Origin of the sequence: Bacillus sp. FSL W7-1582 (genome assembly GCF_038593325.1) — a bacterium.
In the GTDB taxonomy this organism is placed as follows: Bacteria; Bacillota; Bacilli; order Bacillales; family Bacillaceae; genus Bacillus; species Bacillus altitudinis.
Window position 1 is genome coordinate 601,638 of record NZ_CP151987.1, and the last position, 26,692, is coordinate 628,329.

Sequence of the window (26,692 nt, forward strand, 5' to 3'; positions counted from 1 at the left end):
AGGATTGTTCTTTGAAAACTAGATAACAATAAGTAATACATTCACATTGAATGCAATGCAAAGTTCATCACACATAGTGATTCTTTCTAAAGTAAGAAATGGTTAAGTTAGAAAGGGCGCACGGTGGATGCCTTGGCACTAGGAGCCGATGAAGGACGGGACGAACACCGATATGCTTCGGGGAGCTGTAAGCAAGCTTTGATCCGGAGATTTCCGAATGGGGAAACCCACTGCTCGTAATGGAGTAGTATCCATACTTGAATACATAGAGTATGAGAAGGCATACCCGGGGAACTGAAACATCTAAGTACCCGGAGGAAGAGAAAGCAAATGCGATTCCCTGAGTAGCGGCGAGCGAAACGGGAACAGCCCAAACCAAGAGGCTTGCCTCTTGGGGTTGTAGGACACTCTATACGGAGTTACAAAGGAACGATATAAGCGAAGAGGTCTGGAAAGGCCCGCCAAAGAAGGTAACAGCCCTGTAACTGAAATGTTGTTCTCTCCAGAGTGGATCCTGAGTACGGCGGAACACGTGAAATTCCGTCGGAATCCGGGAGGACCATCTCCCAAGGCTAAATACTCCCTAGTGACCGATAGTGAACCAGTACCGTGAGGGAAAGGTGAAAAGCACCCCGGAAGGGGAGTGAAATAGATCCTGAAACCGTGTGCCTACAAGTAGTCAGAGCCCGTTAACGGGTGATGGCGTGCCTTTTGTAGAATGAACCGGCGAGTTACGATCCCGTGCAAGGTTAAGCAGAAGATGCGGAGCCGCAGCGAAAGCGAGTCTGAATAGGGCGCATGAGTACGTGGTCGTAGACCCGAAACCAGGTGATCTACCCATGTCCAGGGTGAAGTTCAGGTAACACTGAATGGAGGCCCGAACCCACGCACGTTGAAAAGTGCGGGGATGAGGTGTGGGTAGGGGTGAAATGCCAATCGAACCTGGAGATAGCTGGTTCTCTCCGAAATAGCTTTAGGGCTAGCCTCAAGGTAAGAGTCTCGGAGGTAGAGCACTGATTGGACTAGGGGCCCCTACCGGGTTACCGAATTCAGTCAAACTCCGAATGCCGATGACTTATCCTTGGGAGTCAGACTGCGAGTGATAAGATCCGTAGTCGAAAGGGAAACAGCCCAGACCGCCAGCTAAGGTCCCAAAGTATACGTTAAGTGGAAAAGGATGTGGAGTTGCTTAGACAACCAGGATGTTGGCTTAGAAGCAGCCACCATTTAAAGAGTGCGTAATAGCTCACTGGTCGAGTGACTCTGCGCCGAAAATGTACCGGGGCTAAACGTATCACCGAAGCTGCGGACTGTTCTTACGAACAGTGGTAGGAGAGCGTTCTAAGTGCAGTGAAGTCAGACCGGAAGGACTGGTGGAGCGCTTAGAAGTGAGAATGCCGGTATGAGTAGCGAAAGACGGGTGAGAATCCCGTCCACCGAATGCCTAAGGTTTCCTGAGGAAGGCTCGTCCGCTCAGGGTTAGTCGGGACCTAAGCCGAGGCCGAAAGGCGTAGGCGATGGACAACAGGTTGATATTCCTGTACCACCTCCTCACCATTTGAGCAATGGGGGGACGCAGGAGGATAGGGTAAGCGCGGTATTGGATATCCGCGTCCAAGCAGTTAGGCTGGGAAATAGGCAAATCCGTTTCCCGTGAAGGCTGAGCTGTGATGGCGAGCGAAATTTAGTAGCGAAGTTCCTGATTCCACACTGCCAAGAAAAGCCTCTAGCGAGGTGAGAGGTGCCCGTACCGCAAACCGACACAGGTAGGCGAGGAGAGAATCCTAAGGTGATCGAGAGAACTCTCGTTAAGGAACTCGGCAAAATGACCCCGTAACTTCGGGAGAAGGGGTGCTTCTTAGGGTGTTAAAGCCCCGAGAAGCCGCAGTGAATAGGCCCAGGCGACTGTTTAGCAAAAACACAGGTCTCTGCGAAGCCGTAAGGCGAAGTATAGGGGCTGACGCCTGCCCGGTGCTGGAAGGTTAAGAGGAGCGCTTAGCGTAAGCGAAGGTGCGAATTGAAGCCCCAGTAAACGGCGGCCGTAACTATAACGGTCCTAAGGTAGCGAAATTCCTTGTCGGGTAAGTTCCGACCCGCACGAAAGGCGCAACGATCTGGGCACTGTCTCAACGAGAGACTCGGTGAAATTATAGTACCTGTGAAGATGCAGGTTACCCGCGACAGGACGGAAAGACCCCGTGGAGCTTTACTGCAGCCTGATATTGAATGTTGGTACAGCTTGTACAGGATAGGTAGGAGCCTTGGAAACCGGAGCGCTAGCTTCGGTGGAGGCATCGGTGGGATACTACCCTGGCTGTATTGACCTTCTAACCCGCTGCCCTTATCGGGCAGGGAGACAGTGTCAGGTGGGCAGTTTGACTGGGGCGGTCGCCTCCTAAAATGTAACGGAGGCGCCCAAAGGTTCCCTCAGAATGGTTGGAAATCATTCGCAGAGTGTAAAGGCACAAGGGAGCTTGACTGCGAGACCTACAAGTCGAGCAGGGACGAAAGTCGGGCTTAGTGATCCGGTGGTTCCGCATGGAAGGGCCATCGCTCAACGGATAAAAGCTACCCCGGGGATAACAGGCTTATCTCCCCCAAGAGTCCACATCGACGGGGAGGTTTGGCACCTCGATGTCGGCTCATCGCATCCTGGGGCTGTAGTCGGTCCCAAGGGTTGGGCTGTTCGCCCATTAAAGCGGTACGCGAGCTGGGTTCAGAACGTCGTGAGACAGTTCGGTCCCTATCCGTCGCGGGCGCAGGAAATTTGAGAGGAGCTGTCCTTAGTACGAGAGGACCGGGATGGACGCACCGCTGGTGTACCAGTTGTTCTGCCAAGGGCATCGCTGGGTAGCTATGTGCGGACGGGATAAGTGCTGAAAGCATCTAAGCATGAAGCCCCCCTCAAGATGAGATTTCCCATTCCGCAAGGAAGTAAGATCCCTGAAAGATGATCAGGTTGATAGGTCTGAGGTGGAAGCGTGGTGACACGTGGAGCTGACAGATACTAATAGATCGAGGACTTAACCTATATTCTAATGTGAAAAATGAACATTGTTATCTAGTTTTGAGAGAACATTCTCTCCATCAGGTTTGGTGGCGATAGCGAAGAGGTCACACCCGTTCCCATACCGAACACGGAAGTTAAGCTCTTCAGCGCCGATGGTAGTTGGGGGTTTCCCCCTGTGAGAGTAGGACGCCGCCAAGCTTGTCATTTTATATCGTCGCGGGGTGGAGCAGTTCGGTAGCTCGTCGGGCTCATAACCCGAAGGTCGCAGGTTCAAATCCTGCCCCCGCAACCAAATTATTTTACCTCTTAAATAGGGAGTACTCATTGAGTACAGCCAAAATGGTCCGGTAGTTCAGTTGGTTAGAATGCCTGCCTGTCACGCAGGAGGTCGCGGGTTCGAGTCCCGTCCGGACCGCCATTTTTATGACTTGTAAACGAAAACGTATAGTTTCGTTTTTTTTTTATGTCTTTTTCTTTCAATAAGTATCCTAGATGCAATGAAACTCCTTGTGTTTGGCTACACTAAATGTGATAAGAAAAGATCATGACTTCAACAAACAACGCCTGGTTTTTTTATACCAGGCTTTCTTTATATCGTTTTTAGTTGGAACCGAGGCTCATATTCGCTACACTAATACTAACTGTGTCTGACATCATGTTTGCTCAATCAGTTGATTGTATGAAGGGGCTGTCTTTTATGGATGAATTTGATCTTATTCGCCGAATTACACCAAAAGAAACGCATCAGCGTTCTTTGGTCATGGGCATCGGTGATGATGCTAGTGTTTATCAACCTCATTCACATTGTGAAGAGGTCGTTTGTGTTGATACAATGGTAGAGCATGTCCATTTTCGATTTGATTTTTCCACACCCTTTGAGGTTGGATTTAAAGCGCTGGCAGTGAATATCAGTGATATCGCAGCCATGGGAGGAACCCCTAAGTATTATCTTGTATCAATTGCGATCCCGCCTCATGGGGATGAAGCAATTATCGCAGCTTTTTACGAGGGAATGAAAGCATTGGCTGACACATATCATATGGATTTAATCGGTGGAGATACAGTAGCCACCCGCAGTGACTTTGTCATCACAGTAACGGTCATTGGTGAGATTCCAAAGGGAACAGCCTGTTACCGTCATAGTGCTCAGACAGGAGACATTGTCTTTGTCACAGGTGAACTAGGTTCATCAGCTGCTGGGCTATCCCTTTTAATGAATGAAGTAAATGCTGCACATTCGATTGACACTGCTTTTTTTCTAGAGCGACACAAAATGCCGCAGCCGCATATTGCTGCTGGCCTTATTTGTTCAAGCTTCCCCCGGGTGACCTTGAATGATGTGAGTGACGGATTAGCGAGTGAGCTGAACGAAATAGCGGAGGCCAGTCGTGTAACGCTGGAAATTGAGGCTGATCAACTCCCAAAACATCCACATCTCCCGTTGTTACATAAAGAGTGGATGGAATGGGTCTTGTTCGGTGGAGAGGATTTTGTCTTAACTGGTACGATCCCTGAAACGGATTGGAAGCGATTTGAGACGCAATGTAAAAAAGAACACATTCAGGTCACGCGTATTGGACAAGTCAAAGATGATCGAGCGTCCAGCGTTATTTTAAAAGACCATGATCAACAAACAATTTTAATGAAAAAAGGATATAATCATTTTAAGAAATGAGGTGACTCCACCATGAAGTTAACGTGGACAACAAAAGGTGCGGATGAGACGAAACGAATTGCTGCTGCCTTGGCTACACTTGTGATGCCCGGCGATGTCTTAACATTAGAAGGAGACTTAGGCGCAGGTAAAACGACTTTTTCAAAAGGTTTTGCAGAAGGCTTAGGTATTACCCGTATCGTCAACAGCCCTACTTTTACAATTATTAAAGAATATACGGATGGCAGACTGCCACTTTATCATATGGATGTGTATCGTATGGAAGATGCGGAAGAAGATATTGGACTGGGCGAATATTTTGAGGGGGAAGGTGTATGTTTGGTTGAATGGGCACATCTCATTGAACCTCAATTGCCTTCATCGTATTTAAAAATTGAAATGCTGAGAACAGAACGTGAAGAAGAACGTCATCTCACGTTTTATGCAAAAGGGGAGCGCTATGAGGCCCTTTGTAAGGAGATGAAAGACATTGACCATACTGGCAATTGATACGTCAAACCATACACTCGGAATAGCTCTTGTCCGTGATGACACTGTGGTTGGGGAAAGTATTACGTACTTAAAGAAGAATCATTCAGTCCGTGCAATGCCGACAGTTGAAGCACTGATGAAAGAATGCGGCGTAGCACCGAACGAATTAAGCAAAATTGTTGTAGCCAAAGGACCCGGTTCTTACACTGGCGTTAGAATCGGTGTGACCATTGCAAAAACACTTGCTTGGACGCTGTCTATCCCGATAACTGCTGTTTCAAGTTTAGAAACGCTGGCGGCAAATGCTCGATATTTTGATGGAATGATTTCTCCTATATTTGATGCAAGAAGAGGACAAGTTTATACAGGGTTATATACATTTGAAGGTGGAAAGATAAAAGAAGCGAAACCAGATCAAAATATCCTGCTCACTGATTGGCTTCAAGAGCTGAAAAAGGAAGGGAACTCTGTTTTATTTCTTGGACATGATGTGCATCTTCATCAAGAGAATGTTCTCTCCATACTTGGAGAAACTGCTGTGATCGCAGACGAGGCATTTCATAACCCAAGACCTTCAGTGCTCGCATTTTTAGGGGCAGACCGCCCTGCTGAAGATGTCCATCAGCTTGTTCCTAATTATATTCGTTTGGCAGAAGCGGAAGTGAAATGGCTTGAAGGACAAAAATAATCTCAACACAGTAGAGATGCGAAGAATGACAGTAGAGGACATCCCAGAGGTATATACGATTGAAGTGCATTCGTTTACAGCGCCTTGGAAAAAAGAGTCGTTTGTCTATGAAATTCTCCATAACCAATACAGCCATTATTTCCTCATTGAAGAAGATGGTCAGCCTGTTGGGTATTGCGGCGTTTGGATTGTCATGGATGATGCACAAATTACGAATATTGCGATTCTCCCTGAACACCGAGGAAAAGGATATGGGGAAGCGCTGCTTCGATATGTCATGGAATTTTGCAAAGAAAAAAAGACAGATCATCTTTCACTAGAAGTGCGGGTATCAAATACGCCAGCACAATCCCTTTATGAAAAGCTAGGTTTTAAACCAGCTTCTATTCGAAAGAATTATTATACGGATAACGGGGAAGATGCATTAGTCATGTGGGTGAAGATAAATGAGTGAAAAAAAAGATCGATTCATATTAGGTATAGAAACAAGCTGTGACGAAACAGCTGCGTCCATTGTGAAAAATGGGAAAGAGATCGTAGCGAATGTTGTCGCCTCACAAATAGAAAGCCATAAACGATTTGGCGGCGTGGTACCAGAAATCGCTTCAAGGCATCATGTGGAACAAATGACGATCGTATTAGAAGAAGTCATGACGCAGGCCAATATGACCTTTCAGGATTTAGACGCCATTGCTGTGACAGAAGGTCCGGGCTTAGTTGGTGCACTTTTGATAGGTGTCAATGCAGCCAAAGCATTGAGTTTTGCACAACAAATTCCGCTTGTTGGTGTTCATCATATTGCTGGACACATTTATGCGAACCAGCTCGTTGGTGAACTGGTGTTTCCTTGTTTAGCTCTAGTCGTCTCTGGTGGGCATACTGAGCTTGTTTTGATGAAAGAGCATGGGTCTTTTGAGGTCATTGGTGAAACGTTGGATGATGCGGCTGGAGAAGCGTATGACAAAGTAGCTCGGACGATGGGTCTGCCATATCCAGGAGGACCTCATATTGATCGATTGGCACATGAAGGGGAGCCAACGATTAAGCTTCCTCGAGCATGGCTTGAAGAAGGATCCTATCATTTTAGCTTCAGCGGTTTAAAATCAGCGGTCATCAACACGTTACACAATGCGTCTCAAAAGGGCGAAACCATTGCGCCAGAGGATTTGGCTGCAAGTTTCCAAGAAAGCGTGATTGAGGTGCTGGTTGGAAAGACCTTAAAAGCGGCTGAAGCGTATGGTGTGAAACAAGTCGTTCTAGCTGGCGGGGTTGCTGCCAATAAAGGTCTTAGAGAAGCCCTTACTTCAGCATTTGCGAAGTTGCCTGAAGTGAATGTCATGATTCCGCCATTGTCTCTATGTACAGACAATGCAGCCATGATTGCTGCTGCGGGAACCATTGCATTTGAAAAGGGAATAAGAGGCGACATGGCAATGAACGGTCAACCTGGACTGCCGCTTGTCTCCTATGAATAAGAACTCCTGTGGATATACAGGAGTTTCAGCGTGTAGACAAACCCTCGCATTCTTTGTCAGTCCTGCGTGCTGGTGCTCACGAATGTGAAATTCGCTCCGCGCCAGTACTCCTCCTTCCTAGGGCTGCAAAGGTTTTCTATCACGCTGAAAAGAAGACAAAGGGCTAAAATCAAGTTCATTTTAGCCCTTTGTCAACAATTTGAAACTCCTGTGGATACAGGAGTTTTTTCTATTGAAATGAAAGCGATTTATTCACATGTAAACGTTATATATCCACAATTGTTAGAAAATTCGTTTTAAAATGAAGAGAATGTGTATAAATGTGATCTTTTATGTGGATATGTGATTAAAATACTGTGGATAAAGTGGATAACTTTAAAATATTTAAGAATAATCAAGATGTTATTGTGGGTATTATTGTGGATAAAGATTCTCACCTTAAAAAAAGAGCACCCGTTAGGGCACTCTTTATGCATCTGATAGATCTTCCCATTCCGCAAAAAGTGATTCCATCTCTTGATTGAGCGCATCATTTTCTGTTTGAATGGCTTGTACTTTCTCGTGATCTTGGAAAATAGCAGGATCACATAGAAGCTCTTCGTTTTCACCGAGCTTGTCTTCGATGACAGCGATACGCTCTTCAATTTCTTCAATTCGGCGCTGCTTTTGTCTTTCTTTCTTTTTGAGTTCTTTCTCTTCTGCATAGGAAAGTTTTGCTGTTTCTACTGGTTTTTCTGCTTGTTTTTTATGCGTCTCCTGAGTTTGGAGTGCTTCAAGCTCTAATTGTTCGTTTTTCTTTTCAAGATAATAGTCGTAGTCACCAAGGTATTCTTTTGTTTCATTTGGTGAAAGCTCAAGTACTTTTGTTGCCAAGCGATTGATAAAGTAACGGTCATGCGAAACAAACAAGATGGTGCCTGGATAATCAATTAGTGCATTCTCTAATATTTCCTTACTGTCTAAATCAAGATGGTTCGTCGGTTCATCGAGAATGAGGAAATTGGCTTTTTGGAGCATCAGCTTTGCCAGTGCAAGTCGTGCTTTTTCTCCACCGCTTAATGCATGTACAGGCTTTAAGACGTCATCACCTGAAAAAAGGAAGTTTCCTAAACAAGTCCGAATGTCTTTTTCAGTCATATGGGGATAATCATCCCAAAGTTCATTTAACACTTTTTTGGAGGATGTCAGCTTGGCTTGTTCCTGATCATAGTAGCCAATCGTCACATGAGAACCAAAGCTGATCTCGCCTTTTACTGGTTTTAACGTATCCGTTAAGGTTTTTAAAAGAGTTGATTTCCCGATACCGTTAGGACCGATGAGTGCCACGCTATCTTCACGTTTAATATGAAAAGAGAGTGAGGAGAGGAGCGGCGTTTTTTTATCGTAACTAATATCGAGATCATGCACCTTCAGCACGTCATTTCCGCTTTGCCTCATAATATCGAAATGGAAGTTTGCGGATTTTTCATCTCCTAACGGCTTATCTAAACGATCCATCCGTTCCAGCTGTTTCCGCCTGCTTTGAGCACGCTTTGTGGTGGAGGCTCTTGCTAAGTTGCGATCCACGAAATCTTGAAGCTTCGAAATTTCTTCTTGTTGTTTTTCATACAGCTTCATATCACGCTCTAGCTGCTCAGCTTTTTGGTCAAGATACTTACTATAGTTCCCAGCGAACTTTTTCATCGCTGTTCTTGAGACTTCATATACATGGTTCACGACTTTGTCTAAGAAGTATCGGTCATGGGAAACGATGAGGATGGCTCCTGTATAATTTTGCAAATACTGCTCAAGCCATGATAAGGTATCAATATCTAGATGGTTGGTTGGCTCATCCAAAATCAAGAGTTCTGGTTTCATCAATAATAGCTTTCCAAGCGCTAGACGGGTTTTCTGACCGCCGCTTAAGGATTGGACGGTTGTATGGTCTTCAAAATGACTAAAGCCGAGTCCGTGTAAAATGGAGCGGACATCCGCTTCATATTGGTAGCCGCCTTGATCTTTAAATGCTTGCTGCAGTCTGTCATAGGTTTTCATTAGAGAATCTAATTCTGTTCCTGTGGAAGAAGCCATTTTCTCTTCTATGGTTCTCATCTCTTTTTCCATTTCTTTTAAATGATTGAAAACCGATAGTAGTTCGTCTTTTAGCGTACGTGTAGACGTCACATCTGTATGCTGTGCTAGATATCCAATGGATAGGTCTTTCGGTTTGATGATCTCACCTTGTTCGTAAGACATTTGACCGGCAATGATTTTTAAAAGCGTGGATTTTCCTGCACCGTTACGACCGACAATGGCAATACGATCCCTCGCTTTGACTTCCAATTTTATATTCGTTAAAACGGTATCAGCGCCAAACGATTTGGACAGCTGATTCACTTGTAGAATCATCATGTAACTTCACCTCTGCTATAATATGTTAAGTGTAGCTTATCAGCAGTAAACCGGCAAATCTTACATACGGCTGCCATGGTCAAATGAAAGACAGATAGGAAAAAATAGTGTATGATTTGAGTGAGGGAGCGTTGAAAGATGAGTCAATTTAGCCACTTTAACGAACAAGGAAGAGCAAAGATGGTCGACATTAGTGACAAATCGTCTACAGTGAGAACTGCCGTTGCTGTTTCAAGCGTTCGTATGATAAAAGAAGTATTTCATCAAATACAAAAGCATGACATTGGAAAAGGGGATGTGCTGTCTGTCGCACAGGTAGCTGGCATCATGGCAGCAAAGCAAACGTCCAGCATCATTCCAATGTGTCATCCGCTTGCATTAAAAGGTGTCGATATCTCCTTTGATTGGGAGGAAGACGGAAATGCGTACATTCTGAACATACAAGTACAGGTGAAAACAAAAGGAAGTACGGGTGTGGAGATGGAAGCGCTCACTTCTGCCTCAGTATGTGCACTGACCGTTTATGACATGTGCAAAGCAATAGACAAAGGGATGATCATCGGCCCGACCTATCTAGTAGAAAAAACAGGCGGGAAAAACGGTGATTTTCACAGAGCATCTGATATTTAAGTTGGAGGATCTTATATGAATATAGACCAGTCAAAAATTCCACAAGCGACAGCCAAACGTTTGCCGCTTTACTACCGTTTTTTAAAAAATCTGCATGCATCAGGAAAACAAAGGGTGTCATCGGCAGAGCTTAGTGATGCAGTCAAAGTGGATTCTGCCACCATTCGCCGAGATTTTTCTTACTTTGGTGCACTTGGGAAGAAAGGGTATGGCTATAACGTCGATTACCTCTTGACCTTCTTTAGAAAGACCCTTGACCAAGATGAAATGACGAATGTCATGCTCATCGGTGTCGGGAATTTAGGGACTGCTTTTTTACACTATAATTTCATTAAAAATAATAATACAAAAATTTCAATGGCTTTTGACGTCAATGAGAGTAAAATAGGAAGTGAGATAGGCGGCGTGCCTGTCTATGATTTGGATAAGCTTGAAGAGCATGTGCAAGAGGTAGGAGATATTCCTGTTGCGATTTTGACAGTGCCTGCCGTAGCAGCTCAATCCATTACAGATCGTTTGATTGCCCTTGGCATCAAAGGAATCCTTAACTTTACGCCGGCTCGATTGAATGTGCCGGAACACATTCGAATTCATCATATAGATTTGGCGGTTGAACTTCAGTCTCTTGTGTATTTCTTAAAGCATTACTCTGTTACACAGGAGGACTGACGAAAAGGGGTAAAGGGGGTGGAGCAAATGGGTCCGATCGGTCCTGGAAGTTTGGTTCTGATTGCGGTTGTTGCGCTCATTATTTTTGGGCCGAAAAAGCTTCCTGAATTAGGAAGAGCAGCAGGAGATACATTACGTGAATTCAAAAATGCCACAAAAGGTTTAGCTGATGATCAGGAAGAAAAAAAGAAAAAAGAAGATCAGTAGAATAGGATGAGCTTCATGAATGTCAAAGATATGCCGCTTATGGAGCATATTGTGGAACTGCGAAAACGTTTAGTGATCATTGCGATGTTTTTTGTCACCTTTATGGTGGCAGGTTTTTTTCTCGCTAAGCCGGTCATTGTGTATTTACAAAATACCGATGAAGCGGCCACACTGACATTGAACGCATTTAAGCTCACAGATCCACTGTACGTGTTTATGCAGTTCGCTTTTGTCATTGCTCTTGTTTTGACGTGTCCCGTGATCTTATATCAGCTTTGGGCGTTTGTGAGTCCTGGCTTATATGAAAAAGAAAGAAAGGTGACACTTGCTTATATTCCGATTGCACTGCTTTTATTTCTGAGCGGTGTGGCTTTCTCTTATTTTATTTTGTTTCCATTTGTCGTCGATTTTATGATACGGATGTCAAATGATTTACATGTGGAGCAAGTGATTGGGATTCATGAGTATTTTACATTTCTGATGCAGTTAACACTTCCATTTGGCTTTTTGTTTCAGATGCCTGTCGTGTTGATGTTTCTCACTAGACTTGGTATCATTACACCGATGTTTTTATCAAAAATACGGAAGTATGCCTATTTTGTCCTCCTTGTCATTGCCGCACTGATTACACCGCCAGAGCTCGTTTCTCACCTCATGGTTACCTTGCCAATGCTCGTTTTGTATGAAGTGAGTATTGTCATTTCAAGAGTGACCTATCGCAAAATGCAGCAAACAGAGACAGAGGAGAAAGAAAATGATGTTGTCTCATAAAAAAGCATCGTGATCCAAATAGGGGTCACGATGCTTTTTCTATTGTGAAAGAAATTGATTGATTGCTTGAAAGAGATGCTCATAATAGGCAGGTTCATGCGGGACAAAATCATGTACATGGACCTCTCTCTTTTCCTCACGTCGCTTGCCGTCTGCATCCACTTCAAAGCCCTCGATGTTCATTTTTTCGCATTCTCTATTTAAATGCTGCTGTGCATCCATCAGCCTTGCTCTATAAAGTCCAGCAACTTCTTCTTTCTGTAGATGGACATCCATGTGCTCTTTTTGATCCATATAAAGATACACATGGCAAAACTCACGATCGGTAAACGAAGGCATATGGATTTCATCTTTAATGACACCAGCAAAGGTAAGATTCTCAAACGAGATGGAGAGACCAAGCTCTTCTTCGACTTCTCTGATGCCATCAGAAGGCTGTTCATCTGCGAGAAGGTGGCCTGCTGCTGTGATATCAAATAGAGAAGGGAAATCCTTTTTGGAGGGACTCCTCAGCTGAAAATAGAGAAACACTGTGTCATCTTCCTTTTTTAATAGCCAGAAATGAAAGGTTTCATGCCAAAGGCCCTCAGCATGGATATCAGAACGAGCGGCTGTACCAATCGTTTCATGCTGATTGTTCATGATGTTCAGTTTTTCGTGTTCCATGAAAACATGACCTCCATAAAAAAACCATTTTCCAAACGGCGGAAAATGGTTTTTGCTTTATTTTTGCTGCTGTTTTTTCATTTTGACAGAAAAAGCAAACATTTTTAACGCGATATTGATATTATAGGCCGCAAACACCATCAGCAAAATGCTGTAAAATGACCACATGTCACCTGGATTTTGAATGGCCATATAGGTGAACGCCACACCTACGGCAAAATAAATAATGCCCCATACGACAGGGTTTCTCATGAGAAAAAGCCTCCAATAATCATTTGCATTGTTTGAGATTGTTCTTCAATCATTTTTCTTACTGGCTCAATCTGCACAAGGATAACGAGTGAATTCATCAGCATATGAGCACCGATGGGCACAATGATTCGTTTTGTTTTCGCATATAAAAAGGCAAATGTAAAGCCCATTGCGGTATAGAGCAAGATATGTGGGAAATCATTGTGTACAGCAGCAAAAACCACTGAACTGACAAGTGCGCCAATGAAAAAATTCGTTTTTTCATAAACCACACCAAAAATGATTTTTCGAAAAATGATTTCTTCTAATATCGGTCCAATCAGAGCGATGACGATGACAAGCCATGGAACTGCATCCATAATGGCTAAAATGTTTTGGGTATTTTCGGATTCTCGGCTAATGCCAAATGCATATTGTTCAATCGCCCCCGCAATGGATTGTGCAAAGAGGGAAAGAAAGAAACCGCCAATGATCCAAGCGATTGCCACGCCGACTGATGCCGGTGCTTCATTTCGAAGTGATGTTTTTGGCACAGTCCGAAGGATGAGCAGAATAATGATTAATCCGACACAGAAGCTAATGATTGTCCAGGTTCCTGACAATTCAGAGAGCTCTGCTTGTGTCATCGGTGTCTGAATGTATCCTAACCATTTCATAATGAACACATAAGGAATCGCAGAAACCTGCACCAATATATACGTTAAGATGATGTACCAATATTGTTTTTTCAAGTAACGAAACCCCCTTTACTAAAAGAACTAGATTTATTGTAACACAAGTCTTCTTTTTCGTTGAAAAGGAAAGAATCGGTGATAAAAAAAGATCATGAAAGCGTAAAAATTTTTAAAGGTTTTTACTTGAAATTACAGAAGACATTCTTTATTATAATAAATGTGTTAGCACTCGTTGATGATGAGTGCTAAAAAAACTACATATAAAAATTGAGGAGGTTGTTTCTTATGTTAAAGCCATTAGGCGATCGCGTAATCATTGAACTCGTTGAATCTGAGGAAAAAACCGCTAGCGGTATTGTCTTACCGGATTCTGCAAAAGAAAAACCGCAAGAGGGTAAAATTGTTGCAGCAGGTTCAGGTCGTGTACTTGAAAGTGGTGAGCGCGTTGCGTTAGAAGTAAACACAGGCGACCGCATTATCTTCTCAAAATATGCAGGTACTGAAGTGAAATATGAAGGAAAAGAATATTTAATCCTTCGTGAAAGCGACATTTTAGCTGTTATTGGTTAATCACATAAACAAAGATTGAGATATATTTCTAAAAAGACTGAGGAGGTTTCGTTATTATGGCAAAAGATATTAAGTTCAGTGAAGAAGCACGTCGTGCGATGTTACGTGGTGTAGATGCACTTGCAGATGCTGTAAAAGTAACTTTAGGACCTAAAGGACGTAACGTGGTTCTTGAGAAAAAATTCGGTTCTCCACTTATCACAAATGATGGTGTAACGATTGCAAAAGAAATCGAATTAGAAGATGCATTTGAAAACATGGGTGCAAAACTTGTGGCTGAAGTTGCAAGCAAAACAAACGATGTAGCTGGTGACGGTACTACTACTGCAACGGTTCTAGCTCAAGCGATGATCCGTGAAGGTCTTAAAAACGTAACAGCTGGTGCAAACCCTGTTGGCGTTCGTAAAGGAATCGAAGAAGCAGTGAAAGTAGCACTTGAAGGCTTGCATGAGATTTCTAAACCAATCGAAGGTAAAGAATCAATTGCTCAAGTTGCGTCTATTTCTGCAGCAGATGAAGAAGTCGGCAGCCTCATTGCTGAAGCGATGGAGCGTGTAGGAAACGACGGCGTCATCACAATTGAAGAATCTAAAGGTTTCACAACTGAGCTTGAAGTGGTTGAAGGAATGCAGTTTGACCGTGGATACGCTTCACCATACATGGTCACTGATTCTGATAAGATGGAAGCGGTTCTTGAAAATCCTTACATCTTAATCACTGATAAAAAGATCACAAACATTCAAGAAATCCTTCCTGTACTTGAGCAAGTCGTACAACAAGGAAAACCATTATTGATCATTGCTGAAGATGTGGAAGGCGAAGCACTTGCAACACTTGTTGTGAACAAACTTCGTGGAACATTCAACGCAGTGGCAGTAAAAGCACCTGGATTCGGTGATCGTCGTAAAGCAATGCTTGAAGACATCTCTGTTCTAACAGGCGGGGAATTAATCACAGAAGACCTAGGACTTGACCTGAAATCAACTGAAATTGGTCAGCTTGGCCGTGCGTCTAAAGTGGTTGTCACAAAAGAAAACACAACGATCGTAGAAGGATCAGGAGATTCTGCTCAAATCGCAGCACGCGTGAACCAAATTCGTGCGCAAGTAGAAGAAACAACTTCTGAATTCGATAAAGAAAAATTACAAGAACGTCTTGCAAAACTAGCTGGCGGCGTTGCTGTCATCAAAGTTGGTGCTGCAACTGAAACAGAACTAAAAGAACGTAAACTACGCATCGAGGATGCACTGAACTCAACTCGTGCAGCAGTTGAAGAAGGTATCGTATCCGGTGGTGGTACAGCACTTGTGAATGTATACAACAAAGTCGCTTCCATCGAAGCTGATGGTGACGTTCAAACAGGTGTGAACATCGTTCTACGTTCTCTTGAAGAGCCAATTCGTCAAATCGCTCACAACGCAGGTCTTGAAGGATCAGTCATCGTTGAGCGCTTGAAAAACGAAGAAATTGGCGTAGGCTTCAACGCAGCAACAAACGAATGGGTAAACATGATCGAAAAAGGAATCGTTGACCCAACAAAAGTCACTCGCTCTGCACTTCAAAACGCAGCTTCTGTAGCAGCTATGCTTCTTACAACTGAAGCAGTCGTAGCTGACAAACCAGAAGAAGGCGGCTCAGGCGGCGGAATGCCGGATATGGGCGGCATGGGCGGAATGGGTGGAATGATGTAACACCCTTCGAAAACCCCTTGAAATATAGGGGTTTTTGTTTTGTCTATTTTTTGGTTAAGAGCGTTAAATGAATTGAAACTTTCACCGCTTTACATCCGTTAACTAAAGAGACAGTGATTTTTTTGGTTTTATCTAACATAAAGAGATGAGATGATTTTAAAAGAAAAGCGGTGATCATATGGGCTTTACGACTTGGGTGGCGATTATTGTTGCACTGGCTGTCGTGTTTGGATTGTTTGGATCGAAGAGGCGTGATAAATAAGAGGTTAAACCCACTTCCAGAGAGGAAGTGGGCTTTTTATTGCATATACAATATTCATGAGCTATACTAATTTTTAAAATTTATGTAAATACAATAAAAAAGAGGCGTGATAAATGAGAGAAATTTTGCGGGAGATCGGCGTGATTGCTCGCGCGCTTGATTCCATTAGTAATATTGAATTTAAAGAGTATGATTTAACGAAGGGGCAGTATTTGTATCTTGTGCGTATTTGTGAGGAGCCTGGCATCATTCAGGAAAAACTAGCGGAAATGATTAAGGTGGATCGAACTACGGCTGCTCGGGCTATTCAAAAATTAGAGCTGCATGGTTTTATTGAGAAAAAAGATGACACAGTGAATAGGAAAATCAAGAAGCTGTTTCCAACTGAGAAAGGAAAAGCCGTCTATCCAATGATCAAACGAGAACATGATCATTCAAATCGGGTAGCGCTGGATGGGTTTTCTGAAGAGGAAGCGGAACAGATTTATGAGTATCTTCTAAGGGTGCGAAAGAATATCGAAAAAGATTGGGAAGATGTGAAAAAAGGCAAAAAGAGAAGCTACTAATTAAATAAGGGGGGAAGGGAACATGCATATACCATCATTTTTTCAAGTGAAAGATATGGAGAAAATCAAATCATTGATTCAATCACATTCATTTGCTACAGTTGTGACGACAACGAATGAAAAGCCCATTGCGACCCATATTCCAGTGAGTTTTCATCAAATTGGCGATTCGTATGTGGTCTCAGGGCATATGGCGATTGGGAATCCTCAGTGGAAAACGTTTGAAGAAAATGAGAAGGTGCTCGTCATTTTTCAAGGGCCGCATGCTTACATATCCTCTTCATGGTATGAGAAAGAAGCCGTACCGACGTGGAATTATCAAGCTGTACATGTATATGGAAAGGCTGCACTGCTCGAAAAATCAGAACTGGTCAAGGAATTAACAGCGATGCTGGAGACATATGAAAGTCATAGAGATCAGCCAGTGCTGTGGGATACGTTGTCTGAGGAACTGCTAGAGAAACAAATGAAAGGGATTGTGGGCTTCAAAATCATCATTGATGAAGTTCAAGCTGCTTTTAAGTTAAGCCAAAATCGCCATGAAAGAGATTATGCTCGTATTATTGAACAGCTTGAAGCAGAGGGTGAAGTGGAAATGGCGGCTGCGATGAAAAAGAGAGAAGAGAATATATGAAAAGAGCACTCTGAAGAAAAAGAGTGCTTTTGTTGTTATCCTTTTATGTTCAAATATTCTTCAAGGGTTTTGCCGCTCTTTTTCACTTTTTTCGCATTTTTTGATCCGAGGTATCTGAGGTGCCATGGTTCATATTGATAGCCTGTCACTTTTTCTTTACCTTTCGGATAGCGGGTGATAAAGCCAAATTCATGGGCGTGTTTGGCCAGCCATTTCGCTTCTTTCGTATTGGCAAAAGAATCTTCAGCCCAATGTTTTGAATTGGCACCGCCGATATCAAAAGCAAGGCCGGTTTGATGTTCGGAATAGCCTGGTCTTGCGCTAAATCGATCTGCTTGTTTTGTGCCATGAGAGGCGACGTAATTGTTGTACAAGACACGCTGGCGGTCGTATGAACGGAAGGTGCTAAAAGCGGTGAGTCGGATGTTTGCTTTTTTGGCTTTCGCGATCATAGCGTTTACTGCTTTTCTCGCTTGTTTGTTTTCTCCGGGATTGTATGAAGACGGGAGTCTATGTTTCTTATTCACAACCAATATCCCTTTTACATACGTACCTGGCGTTTTAGTGGAAGGAGCAGCATATGAAGCTGGTGAGCTTTTGCCTGCTTTTTTGATATATTGAGAGCTGACGTAACCCGTTTTTCCTTTATACTTTGTTTGAATCCATGAACCATTCTTTTTAAGATAAGGAATCCTTTTCCCTTTTGGAATGGTCAATATCACTGAATATTTTGTTCCAGGTCCCTTGCGAAGATGAACATTCGCTGTTGTCACGTATTTCGGTGTAGCTGCTTTTGCGACTGGTGTCGCATAAGTCATGTGTAAAAAGGGCAGCTGGACAGGAAAGATTCCAAGCCCAAGTACGAGAACCACACTGACAATAATTCCTTTGATCCACGGGTGTTTCATCTTCATTTCTCTCATCCCTTTCAATCTACTAACATACATATATTGAGATAGATTGAAATAAAGTGCAATGGTTTTTTTATGCCAATTGAGATTGAATCATATCATTAGGTTCTTTTTTTTGTTTAAAATTACATAAAAAATCCACTATTTCCATAAAAAATTAGCTGAATTCCTTATAATAAAAGTATCTGAGAACGGGGAGTGAGTCGAGATGGACCAATACGTACTGCAAATGGATCAAGACAGATCAGAGAATGAATTCGCGGTTCTTAATATATCTTCTAAAGAGATTGGTGCTCTATCAAAGGGAGTAGCGGAGCAGATTTTACAAACGGGAGATACGGACCGTATTCATCAGCTGATGTACGTTTCGATTGAAAAGAAAGAAGATTTGAATTGGCTGATCCAATGTGTTGGGGAGGCGCTAAAGAATGAAGTTGGTGATGACGTTGCACTAGAAGTAGCTGATTTGCTCTATTTCTTTGTCATTCCGTATTATGGGAAGTATATGTTGAAAGATCGTCATTTGTATGAGGATATCGATCATTTGCTGGTACGATTAGCATCTAGAGCTCACTCGGATATTGACACGCTGATTGATATCATAAGAGAAGATTTAAATGAAAATATACAATAAAAGAAGCTTGTAGAGTGGCTCTCTACAAGCTTTTTTATATCAACTTTATTCAGCTGGAACTGTTTTGACAGGCTCTTTTCTAAACACACCCATGCATCCTGCGATGAGGATTAATACAGCTGGAAGGATAAAGAACATAGAAATAGAAATAATACCACCAATAGCAGATACTAATAATAAAATCCCGCCAAGCTTTGCTTTTTTCTTCACGATAACAGATGCCACAATCGCAAGAATAGAGAAAAGCATCGCTGCCCAGCCTAATCCTGTGATTTGACTCGTACCTGATTCACTAAATGCGGCATCGAGTCCTCCAAAGGCAATGGCAAACATTGCACCGAAAAATCCAAAAATTCCTCCAATTAAGCCTAAAACAAATTCCGTTGTTCTTTTCATGATACTTTCCTCCGATATGTAAATAAGAATTATTGGTACTTAAGAACCAACACAATCTTACTCATCGGCATTCTTTTCACAATGTTAATAGTTTTGTTAAAAAAAACAAGAAAATCCATAAAGAATTTTCTTGTCCAATTACTGGGCTCTCTCCCAGGTAATCTTTGTTTCATTTGTTGTTTTCTTTCCTTTTGCCAGTACTTTTCCGTTTTCCTGTTTCACGGTAATGTTTAGGTCATAAAAGGAGTAGAGGGCGCCGAGGCTGTCATTTTCCGGTTTATGCAGGTTGTTTTCCTTTTCAGTGGATGCACCAATAGCTAGTGTTTTGGCAAAGTTCAAACCAATGACTTCAGCGTAATCACTATTGGTCTCAGATGAAGCCGTCACGTTTAAGGAAATGACTTTTTTCTTTTGATCAACGGTGATCGCTGTGTCTTTTACGAGCTTAGACTGCTCCATGACCTCTTTCGTTTCATTTTGAATGCGTTCATTAATCGTTGGAAGTGCCGTAGATTCTGTTTTTTCTTCTTTTGCCGTATTTGAGCAAGCTGCTAGGATAGAGAAGGTTGCAACAAGACTCATGAAAACAAGTAGACTTTTTCTCACGTTCTTTCTCCTTTGTTCTTCAAAGTATGTATGCTTATGTTACCACGAATTGATGTTTTGATTAAAAGAGAAGTGTTGATAAGCTGTGAACAATCAAAAGCACCCAAAGTTGGGTGCTCCAGCGTGTAGACAAACCCTCGCATTCGGTGTCAGGCCTGCGCGCCGGTGCTCACGAATGTCAAATTCGCTCCGCGCCGGTGCTCGCCCTTCCTAGACTGCAAAGGTTTTCTTGCACGCTGAAAAGAAGACAAAGAGCTAAAATAAAATCATTTTAGCTCTTTGTCAGCAATTTTGAAGCACCCAAAGGTGGGTGCTCGTGTTTTATTGTGCTGAAAGGGTTGTACTAAGTGGAACAGAAGAAATGACCGTGAATTTTGGAGCCGGAGCACCAGATTCTAGATTTTTGCGTAAAAGAGATGATTTGACGGTGCCGTCCCATTTTTTATAGACACTTCCAGATGTATTTGCACGAAGCTGTACATTAGAGAAACTTGCTTGCGAGTAGCTGTTTGTTCCATTATCCTGTACGCCGTGTACCATTTTGACAACATCAAGGTTTTTCAGACGGCTAGGGTTGTAAACAGGCTGCTTATAGCGCAGTTTCCCGTTGACGTATAGTGACACTGTGCCATCACCATTGTTGATGAGCTTTAAGTTGACACGTGCACCATCTTTAATACTTGAATCGTATTCACTGTTCCAATATTGACTGCCGCCTTGGGAGCCGGTGCCCAGGAATACCTTATAGCCAGAAGCTGTTTTTGAAATCCCGCTTTCAACAACGGCAGAACCGAGACCAAGATACCAGTCGGCATAGCCATTTTTAATGGTTGCTGTTTTTGGCAGCACAATATCAGCCGTGATACCTGACCATTTGGCTTCATCCGTTTGTGTCACGATGGCGCCGTGACGAGGACCAGCCGCAGAGGCAGGAATACTTGAAAGCATCAAAACGAAGGTCAAACTTACACTCAAAACGATGAACCACTTTTTCATGAAAATTCCTCCTTATCTTTGATTCATTTCTATTATATAAAACGAAAGGGGAGGTCTACTTACGATGTTCTGGCTGTTTTTGGTGAAATTTATGAACAAAATCGGTCATTAAGTGGTCAACTTGTATTCGAATTGTAATGTGACTGTAAAATAACTGGGTGCATCTTCATGTATAATAGGGTCAGAAACCAAATACGGAGGATTTTTTAATGAATAAAAAGCTTATCGCGACAATCGTAACAGTAGCTAGTTTATTTTTAGCGTTTAGTTTCTCACATGGAGCAAGTGCAAAAAAAGTAAGCGGCAATATTACTTGGTATAATGGTGTCGGTAAAAAAGGCGCAGATGGAAAAAAACTCGGTCATTGGGATGCAGCAACGAAAATGGGATTTGACGTACCGAAAAAAGGTACAAAACTAAGAGTGACAACAAAAGCGAAACCACATAAAGTGATTACAGTATATAAATATGATGTAGGTAGAATGCCAAACGCAGTATTAGACGTAAGTCCGAAAGCATTCAAAGCACTTGGGTATAAAACAAGTAAAGGTGTCGTCAAAGGGCATTACACTTATTAATACATAGGCATGCAAAGAAGCGGGAAAAGTTCATTTTCTGGCTTCTTTTCTTGTGGAGAGGGTCTGAAAATCAATGAAAAAATCAACATGGTGGATCGTCACAGTGATTGGAGTCGCAGCAATTGCGGCCGTCATCTTCTTCATGATGAAGCCGGGGCAAGAGGCAAAACATGCAGGAAAAGTGAAAACAAATCAAGATGCAAAAGACGAATTGCTTGTTTCATTTACGGATCAAAAGTTAAACAATACTTATTACTTGCATGACAAGGCGCTTCATACAGAGAAACTGACAGCATATCCTTCAATTGCTTATGATCAGGCAAAACAGCTTTTATACTACACGTATACAGATGAAGACACACAAAAAGTAAGTATACGGGAATTGAATGTGAAAACGGATAAAGAAAAAACGCTCTTTACGAGTGACGATTCAATCGACAGTATGAGACTTTCTGGTGACGGAAAACAGTTATATTTAAGGTATAACAAGGATTCAGGTGAGCAATTTTATGTAGCGTCTTTTGATTTGAAAACACAGAAAGTGAAAGTGTTATATCCAGAAAAAAGTGATGATGATACGGTGAGTTCTTTTGCTTATGATCCAGCATCAAATCTGTTGGTCATTCAGCATTATTCGTTAAAAGAGGATTATAAAAAGACGGATGAGGCAAATGAAAAAGGAATGGATCCTGAACCAACGACCATGAAGATTACCCTACAAACAGGTGAGAAGGGAAAGCGAATTGCACGTATTTCTCAAACCATCAATGATATTTCTTTTTCACCAGATCATAAAAAACTCATTTATACAGAAGTGAAGGTTCGAAATGAAAAAGAAGTATCATCTATTAAGGTGATGGATGTAGATACAGGAAAAACGAAGACACTTGTTAAAAACAGTCAGGATGTACGTATTTTAAGTGCTGCCCAGCCGCAATTTTCTGCGGATGGTACATCTGTTTATTTCTTAGGTGTTGCAAAGAACGCAAAGGAATTAAAGGATGACACAGGACGAAAGGCGAAGGTCAGAACCATTTTTGAATATGATATTAAGAAGAAAACAGTAGAAACCGCTTGGGAGAAAGAAGGCGGGATTGTTAACAATTTCACTGTCAATCGGTAAAAGGTGCGCGTTCAGTTATTTCATATAACTGGACGTTTTTTTATTTTGTCATGGGATGTGTTGGTGAAAAATGCGGATTTGTGAAATCAACATCACTTTTTAAGCAAGGAAATGAGTGGTATTTTGATATTTTGCTACTGTGACAGAATCAGCGTAAGAGAGTAAAGTAAGTGGAAATAAAAAAACGAGAGGACAGAAGACTTCTCGTTTTCTCTTATTTATTGTTTTCATCTAGTAAGTTTTGAAAAATAAACAAGGCATTAATGGAATGAGGGAATCCCGCAACCTTTGTACAGTGCTTAATGATCTCCATAATCTCTATAACAGAGAGCCCGATATGTAATGCTTGTACAAAATGAGCTTTTAACTCTTCATCACAATCACCTTTTGCAATGAGAGCCGATAATGTGCTGATGGCCTTCTGTTTTTCATCTAATATGAAGTGATTGAATTCTTTTTGTTCACCGAGTTCAATTGTTAGTTGTTCAATGTTTGATCGAATGCTCTCGTTTTCATGAATTGAAAGCTTCTCCCTGTTACCTGCCACTGTTTCTTGCTTGACCTGGCAAGTCTCTTTTTCTTCATTCAAATTGAACTCCTCCGTTTTTTATGACGATTTTCTATTTGTTTGTGCATGGTTTCTTAAGTGCCTTTTGATAGAGGTAATGGGTATATAGTAGTATTATCGGTTTACTTCGTCAACTTTTTAAGTGTGTAATGTTCAAAAAAATGCCATTCATGCGATACATTGTTCGTTTTTTCTCATGGAGATTGAAAAGAAAATAGAGGGCTAATATATAGAAGCTGTTAGCCCTTTTCATATTACGCAATTAAGAGAGGTTTCATATTTACTAAATGATATCCATCGGCCGCATCATGTCATAATCCTCGTGTTCTAAAATGTGACAATGCCACACATATCGTCCGCTATATGGGACAAACCGAGCCATGATGCGAATGACTTCACCGGCATGCGCCTGAATTGTATCCTTGTAGCCTTGTTCATGCAAAGGAGGCGCTTCATTTGGTCCCGTGTACACGATTTCACCTGTTGATTGATAGATGTCTGTATCGAATGGTCTTCTATCAATCACTCGAAATTGAACAAGATGTAAATGAATAGGGTGTGTACCTCTTGTTGGATTGACGATGTTCCACACCTCTACACTGCCAAGTCGAGGATTTTCTGTGACAGGATCATTCCAAAACTGGTTATCTAGTAATAAAATCGGGCGCCCATATTTATCTTGTGTGCCAGTAAGCGTTAGCGTCCGCTCGTTATCAGCTCGGCTCGGCCGGAGCGGTGGCAGTGGTTTGAAGATCGGACGTAATGTTTTAGCTGCTCTTCCTTTGAGCGGACGAGTGACTTTAAATTGCATAATGTTCGCATCTGTTTCTGGATTGACATCCTGACCGCAGCCTGCCGTATTTTTTAAAATAATCGTTTTGTTTTCGTAAGCTGAGAAGTCGATGATGACATCAAAACGTTCAGCAGGTGCAATGCTAAAAGATTGGTGATGAACAGGTCTTGGCAAAAAGCCGCCATCAGATCCAATTTGTAAGATTGTGGCGTCGTTATCTAGATGAAGCTCGTAAGTTCTTGTATTGGACGCGTTTAAGATACGAAAACGATATTTTCGAGGCTCTACTTCTAAATACGGCCATACTTTTCCATTGACTAAAATCGTTTCCCCGCAAAAAAATGGCACGATGGAGGGATCTGGAAGGTCACTATCTTCTGGTGTGTTATTTGGTCTACTTGGGTAAAACAGTGCGCCATCCTCCTGGAATGTCCGGTCCATGATCATTAAAGGGATATCATATTCATCTTTCGGTAATTCGAGTGATTTTTCAAACGCATCTGAGATCAAATAAAAGCCAGCCAATCCGGCGTATACATTTAATCGTGTCAATGCCATGGCATGATCGTGATACCACAATGTGCATGCTTGCTGGTGATTAGGGTATTCGTAAACCTCTCGTTCAAAGAAGGGGCCGGTCGCTTCAAAGTCTCGCGAAAACCAAGCCTCCGGATAACCGTCACTGCTTGCAGGTGTCACGCCCCCATGCAGGTGAACGACTGTTTTGACTTCGGGTTCATCATGATGTCCAGCGTGAATGGTATGATCGACAGGCAGGAAGTGTTTCAGCGGCAATTTGTTCATCCATTTCACTTTGACCTTTTCATTTCGATTCGCTTTAATGGTTGGACCCGGCAAACTGCCATTATAGGTCCATAGCTTGGTTGGGGGCAGATCTCTATGAACTTTTAGGAACACCTCCTCCATAGCGATTTCATAATACGTTTGTCTTGGGTTTTTTTTGACGGGCTCTGCGACTTCTGGAATTGGCAGCTCGTCAACAAACTTTTCTAGGTTCATGTTGACTAATCCTCACTTAAAATCAATTTGATACATTATAAGTGCGGACATCCAAATAGGTGAATAAAATAAAAAAACCCGCTTTTCAGCGGGAGAATTAAGGGTGTTTATTTTCAAGCGCTGCACTTGCAGGCACTTTTTTATTCGGTTTAAAGATGAAGTAGGCGGCTAGTACACCGATGGTAATGATGCTTGTCAGTATGAGCTGAGGTCTCATCGATTCGATAAACAGCATAGAGGCCAAGATGGCGCAGATGACCAAAATGGTAAAGTACGTAAGGTATGGGAACAGCCACATTTTGATTTTGAGTTGCTCTGGATTTTCTTTTTCAATTTTACGACGCATTCTTAATTGTGAAACGGCAATGACCAAGTAGACAAGAAGTGCAATGGCACCAGAGGCATTGACTAGAAATAGAAAGATGGTTTCAGGGTAAAAGTAGTTCATCATGACGGCAATATAGGAAAAGAAGGTACCTGCGACTGTCGCTGCTACAGGGACACCGCGTTTGCTGATTTTCATAAAACGTTTTGGTGCTTCGCCTCTTTCAGCTAATGAATAAAGCATTCTGGACGTTGTGTATAGGCCGGAGTTTAAACAAGAAAGAACGGCTGTTAAAACAATGACGTTCATGACTTGAGCGGCTGATGGGACACCGATGTATTCTAATACTGCAACGAACGGGCTTGTTAAAATATTCGCTGAATTCCATGGGAGTAAAGTGACAACGACGGCGATCGACCCGACGTAGAACACAATAATACGCCATACAACTGAACGGGTAGCTGTTGTCACAGATTTGACAGGGTCTGCTGATTCACCTGCGGCAATTGCCACAATCTCGGTTCCCATGAAGGAAAAAATGACAACGACAATCCCGAGGAGCACAGAGCCGAACCCGTTTGGAAGGAAACCGCCATTTCCCGTTAAATTAGCAAGACCTGCAGTATGATGACCGCCAAAACCAAAGATAAATGCAAAACCAATGAGTAGGAATAGAATAATGCTGACGACTTTAATCAATGAAAACCAATATTCAAATTCGCCAAAAGATTTAACAGAAAAGATATTTGTCAAAGTTAAGAGGATTGTGAGGATAAGACTTGTGAGCCAAACAGGTGCATCTCCATACCAATATTGAATAATGGCAGCACCGGCAATGGCTTCGATGGCGATGACGATGACCCAGAAGAACCAGTAAAGCCAGCCGATTGTAAACCCGGCCCACGGGCCGATGGCGTCGCTCGCATATTGTGAGAAAGAGCCGCTTGTCGGATAGGCACATGCCATTTCTCCAAGCATTCTCATAATAAAGATGACCAGAAGTCCGGCAAATGAATAGGAAAGAATCGATCCAGGCCCTGCAGAATGAATGACAGCACCACTACCAACAAATAGCCCTGCCCCAATGACCCCGGCAATGGAGATCATTGAAATATGTCTTGTCTTAAGGTTTTTTTGAAGACCGTTTGTCATGTTGGACATTTCTTTACCTCCAAACATTTCTCTTTTATTCGAGAGTTTGTTTTTAGAATATTTTAAATTTTATCATACTGAATTGTCATTCAGCATTGGACAGGTTATCAAACTGACATTTCAAACCTCTTAACATGATGTTAAAAAGTATAAAGGATTTGAGAGATTATGTTCCCTCATTTTCCTCTGCCCATTCTTAAAAATAGCATAAGAAGGAAGAAAGAAAAGTTGTGTTTTAAAATAAAACTATTCTGATAATTTAGCAACAGAGTGATTTTGTTCTTTTTC

Annotated in this window: 27 protein-coding genes, 2 tRNA genes and 2 rRNA genes; 20 read left to right on the forward strand and 11 right to left on the reverse strand. The window is 42.3% G+C overall.

What is annotated here, in order from left to right:
* Positions 1 to 100: 100 nt before the first annotated feature.
* The 9 genes from NSQ11_RS03025 to tsaD all read left to right on the forward strand — a co-directional run bounded on the left by NSQ11_RS03025 (position 101) and on the right by tsaD (position 7,319).
* Positions 101 to 3,031 (forward strand): 23S ribosomal RNA (locus NSQ11_RS03025).
* A gap of 61 nt (positions 3,032 to 3,092) precedes the next feature.
* Positions 3,093 to 3,208, forward strand: a 5S ribosomal RNA gene (rrf, locus tag NSQ11_RS03030).
* Between the two features lie 17 nt (positions 3,209 to 3,225).
* A tRNA-Met gene (locus tag NSQ11_RS03035) sits at positions 3,226 to 3,302 on the forward strand.
* Positions 3,303 to 3,351: 49 nt separating this feature from the next.
* A tRNA-Asp gene (locus tag NSQ11_RS03040) sits at positions 3,352 to 3,428 on the forward strand.
* Positions 3,429 to 3,707: 279 nt separating this feature from the next.
* Positions 3,708 to 4,685: a thiamine-phosphate kinase gene (gene thiL / locus NSQ11_RS03045; RefSeq protein WP_099496348.1), complete on the forward strand. Its 978-nt coding sequence runs from the start codon at positions 3,708 to 3,710 to the stop codon at positions 4,683 to 4,685.
* Positions 4,686 to 4,697: 12 nt separating this feature from the next.
* On the forward strand, positions 4,698 to 5,174 hold the full coding sequence (gene tsaE / locus NSQ11_RS03050; RefSeq protein WP_007496038.1) for a tRNA (adenosine(37)-N6)-threonylcarbamoyltransferase complex ATPase subunit type 1 TsaE: 477 nt from the start codon (positions 4,698 to 4,700) through the stop codon (positions 5,172 to 5,174).
* A complete protein-coding gene (gene tsaB / locus NSQ11_RS03055; RefSeq protein ID WP_061418121.1) occupies positions 5,155 to 5,844 on the forward strand; it encodes a tRNA (adenosine(37)-N6)-threonylcarbamoyltransferase complex dimerization subunit type 1 TsaB in 690 nt (229 codons plus the stop codon). Before tsaE ends, tsaB begins: the two co-directional genes overlap by 20 nt.
* Before the next feature lie 25 nt (positions 5,845 to 5,869).
* Positions 5,870 to 6,298, forward strand: a complete 429-nt coding sequence (rimI, locus tag NSQ11_RS03060; RefSeq protein WP_008344382.1) for a ribosomal protein S18-alanine N-acetyltransferase — start codon at positions 5,870 to 5,872, stop codon at positions 6,296 to 6,298.
* A complete protein-coding gene (gene tsaD, locus NSQ11_RS03065; protein WP_024719329.1) occupies positions 6,291 to 7,319 on the forward strand; it encodes a tRNA (adenosine(37)-N6)-threonylcarbamoyltransferase complex transferase subunit TsaD in 1,029 nt (342 codons plus the stop codon). The genes rimI and tsaD overlap by 8 nt, the downstream gene beginning before the upstream one ends.
* Positions 7,320 to 7,787: 468 nt before the next feature.
* Here tsaD and abc-f read toward each other — a convergent pair whose 3' ends face one another.
* Positions 7,788 to 9,710, reverse strand: coding sequence for an ABC-F type ribosomal protection protein (gene abc-f / locus NSQ11_RS03070; protein ID WP_342501257.1), 1,923 nt, complete (start codon positions 9,708 to 9,710; stop codon positions 7,788 to 7,790).
* Between the two features lie 138 nt (positions 9,711 to 9,848).
* On the opposite strand from abc-f, the gene moaC reads away from it, so the two are divergent.
* From moaC to tatC, 4 genes are read left to right on the forward strand one after another with little or no spacing between them, the layout of a single operon-like run.
* Positions 9,849 to 10,340, forward strand: a complete 492-nt coding sequence (moaC, locus tag NSQ11_RS03075) for a cyclic pyranopterin monophosphate synthase MoaC (RefSeq protein ID WP_026050052.1) — start codon at positions 9,849 to 9,851, stop codon at positions 10,338 to 10,340.
* 15 nt (positions 10,341 to 10,355) lie between these two features.
* Complete coding sequence (locus NSQ11_RS03080; protein WP_008355687.1) at positions 10,356 to 11,009, forward strand: redox-sensing transcriptional repressor Rex; 654 nt, start codon at positions 10,356 to 10,358, stop codon at positions 11,007 to 11,009.
* A 27-nt stretch (positions 11,010 to 11,036) separates the two neighbouring features.
* On the forward strand, positions 11,037 to 11,216 hold the full coding sequence (locus NSQ11_RS03085) for a twin-arginine translocase TatA/TatE family subunit (protein WP_008344374.1): 180 nt from the start codon (positions 11,037 to 11,039) through the stop codon (positions 11,214 to 11,216).
* A 6-nt stretch (positions 11,217 to 11,222) separates the two neighbouring features.
* Positions 11,223 to 11,987, forward strand: coding sequence for a twin-arginine translocase subunit TatC (gene tatC / locus NSQ11_RS03090; protein WP_096881072.1), 765 nt, complete (start codon positions 11,223 to 11,225; stop codon positions 11,985 to 11,987).
* A 39-nt stretch (positions 11,988 to 12,026) separates the two neighbouring features.
* On the opposite strand, the gene NSQ11_RS03095 is transcribed toward tatC, so the two are convergent.
* From NSQ11_RS03095 to NSQ11_RS03105, 3 genes are read right to left on the reverse strand one after another with little or no spacing between them, the layout of a single operon-like run.
* On the reverse strand, positions 12,027 to 12,653 hold the full coding sequence (locus tag NSQ11_RS03095; RefSeq protein WP_254506420.1) for an NUDIX domain-containing protein: 627 nt from the start codon (positions 12,651 to 12,653) through the stop codon (positions 12,027 to 12,029).
* Between the two features lie 57 nt (positions 12,654 to 12,710).
* Entirely contained in the window at positions 12,711 to 12,905 is a 195-nt protein-coding gene (locus NSQ11_RS03100; protein ID WP_017366710.1) for a YdiK family protein, read from the reverse strand.
* Complete coding sequence (locus NSQ11_RS03105; RefSeq protein ID WP_045034403.1) at positions 12,902 to 13,636, reverse strand: CPBP family intramembrane glutamic endopeptidase; 735 nt, start codon at positions 13,634 to 13,636, stop codon at positions 12,902 to 12,904. Before NSQ11_RS03105 ends, NSQ11_RS03100 begins: the two co-directional genes overlap by 4 nt.
* A gap of 228 nt (positions 13,637 to 13,864) precedes the next feature.
* Here NSQ11_RS03105 and groES point away from each other — a divergent pair, with 228 nt between their 5' ends.
* The 4 genes from groES to NSQ11_RS03125 all read left to right on the forward strand — a co-directional run bounded on the left by groES (position 13,865) and on the right by NSQ11_RS03125 (position 17,302).
* Positions 13,865 to 14,149 carry a co-chaperone GroES gene (groES, locus tag NSQ11_RS03110; protein ID WP_003214120.1) on the forward strand — a complete coding sequence of 95 codons (285 nt, stop codon included), beginning with the start codon at positions 13,865 to 13,867 and terminating at the stop codon, positions 14,147 to 14,149.
* A gap of 56 nt (positions 14,150 to 14,205) precedes the next feature.
* Positions 14,206 to 15,840 carry a chaperonin GroEL gene (gene groL, locus NSQ11_RS03115; RefSeq protein WP_007496015.1) on the forward strand — a complete coding sequence of 545 codons (1,635 nt, stop codon included), beginning with the start codon at positions 14,206 to 14,208 and terminating at the stop codon, positions 15,838 to 15,840.
* A gap of 375 nt (positions 15,841 to 16,215) precedes the next feature.
* On the forward strand, positions 16,216 to 16,668 hold the full coding sequence (locus tag NSQ11_RS03120) for a MarR family transcriptional regulator (RefSeq protein ID WP_008344363.1): 453 nt from the start codon (positions 16,216 to 16,218) through the stop codon (positions 16,666 to 16,668).
* A 22-nt stretch (positions 16,669 to 16,690) separates the two neighbouring features.
* On the forward strand, positions 16,691 to 17,302 hold the full coding sequence (locus NSQ11_RS03125; protein ID WP_254506418.1) for an FMN-binding negative transcriptional regulator: 612 nt from the start codon (positions 16,691 to 16,693) through the stop codon (positions 17,300 to 17,302).
* Positions 17,303 to 17,337: 35 nt separating this feature from the next.
* Here NSQ11_RS03125 and NSQ11_RS03130 read toward each other — a convergent pair whose 3' ends face one another.
* The gene (locus NSQ11_RS03130; RefSeq protein ID WP_216099561.1) at positions 17,338 to 18,216 is read right to left on the reverse strand and encodes a D-alanyl-D-alanine carboxypeptidase family protein; all 879 of its coding nucleotides are present in this window, start codon (positions 18,214 to 18,216) and stop codon (positions 17,338 to 17,340) included.
* 205 nt (positions 18,217 to 18,421) lie between these two features.
* On the opposite strand from NSQ11_RS03130, the gene NSQ11_RS03135 reads away from it, so the two are divergent.
* Positions 18,422 to 18,847, forward strand: coding sequence for a hypothetical protein (locus NSQ11_RS03135; RefSeq protein WP_335358152.1), 426 nt, complete (start codon positions 18,422 to 18,424; stop codon positions 18,845 to 18,847).
* 45 nt (positions 18,848 to 18,892) lie between these two features.
* Here NSQ11_RS03135 and NSQ11_RS03140 read toward each other — a convergent pair whose 3' ends face one another.
* The 3 genes from NSQ11_RS03140 to NSQ11_RS03150 form a co-directional block, all read right to left on the reverse strand.
* Positions 18,893 to 19,243 carry a DUF4064 domain-containing protein gene (locus tag NSQ11_RS03140; RefSeq protein ID WP_041506691.1) on the reverse strand — a complete coding sequence of 117 codons (351 nt, stop codon included), beginning with the start codon at positions 19,241 to 19,243 and terminating at the stop codon, positions 18,893 to 18,895.
* A 138-nt stretch (positions 19,244 to 19,381) separates the two neighbouring features.
* Complete coding sequence (locus tag NSQ11_RS03145) at positions 19,382 to 19,849, reverse strand: hypothetical protein (protein ID WP_017366718.1); 468 nt, start codon at positions 19,847 to 19,849, stop codon at positions 19,382 to 19,384.
* A 321-nt stretch (positions 19,850 to 20,170) separates the two neighbouring features.
* Positions 20,171 to 20,845 carry a hypothetical protein gene (locus NSQ11_RS03150; RefSeq protein ID WP_048002244.1) on the reverse strand — a complete coding sequence of 225 codons (675 nt, stop codon included), beginning with the start codon at positions 20,843 to 20,845 and terminating at the stop codon, positions 20,171 to 20,173.
* Between the two features lie 209 nt (positions 20,846 to 21,054).
* On the opposite strand from NSQ11_RS03150, the gene NSQ11_RS03155 reads away from it, so the two are divergent.
* Together NSQ11_RS03155 and NSQ11_RS03160 are read left to right on the forward strand one after the other, a co-directional pair.
* Complete coding sequence (locus tag NSQ11_RS03155) at positions 21,055 to 21,423, forward strand: RlpA-like double-psi beta-barrel domain-containing protein (protein ID WP_003213878.1); 369 nt, start codon at positions 21,055 to 21,057, stop codon at positions 21,421 to 21,423.
* Between the two features lie 73 nt (positions 21,424 to 21,496).
* On the forward strand, positions 21,497 to 22,546 hold the full coding sequence (locus tag NSQ11_RS03160) for a hypothetical protein (RefSeq protein WP_035391488.1): 1,050 nt from the start codon (positions 21,497 to 21,499) through the stop codon (positions 22,544 to 22,546).
* A 214-nt stretch (positions 22,547 to 22,760) separates the two neighbouring features.
* Here the strand turns inward: NSQ11_RS03160 and NSQ11_RS03165 are convergent, their stop codons facing one another.
* The 3 genes from NSQ11_RS03165 to gabP all read right to left on the reverse strand — a co-directional run bounded on the left by NSQ11_RS03165 (position 22,761) and on the right by gabP (position 26,413).
* Positions 22,761 to 23,135 (reverse strand): carboxymuconolactone decarboxylase family protein, encoded by a 375-nt coding sequence (locus NSQ11_RS03165; protein WP_007496965.1) that lies wholly within the window; start codon positions 23,133 to 23,135, stop codon positions 22,761 to 22,763.
* Between the two features lie 262 nt (positions 23,136 to 23,397).
* Positions 23,398 to 24,927 carry a multicopper oxidase gene (locus NSQ11_RS03170; protein ID WP_342501258.1) on the reverse strand — a complete coding sequence of 510 codons (1,530 nt, stop codon included), beginning with the start codon at positions 24,925 to 24,927 and terminating at the stop codon, positions 23,398 to 23,400.
* 97 nt (positions 24,928 to 25,024) lie between these two features.
* A complete protein-coding gene (gene gabP, locus NSQ11_RS03175; RefSeq protein WP_024719380.1) occupies positions 25,025 to 26,413 on the reverse strand; it encodes a GABA permease in 1,389 nt (462 codons plus the stop codon).
* Positions 26,414 to 26,692 lie beyond the last annotated feature (279 nt).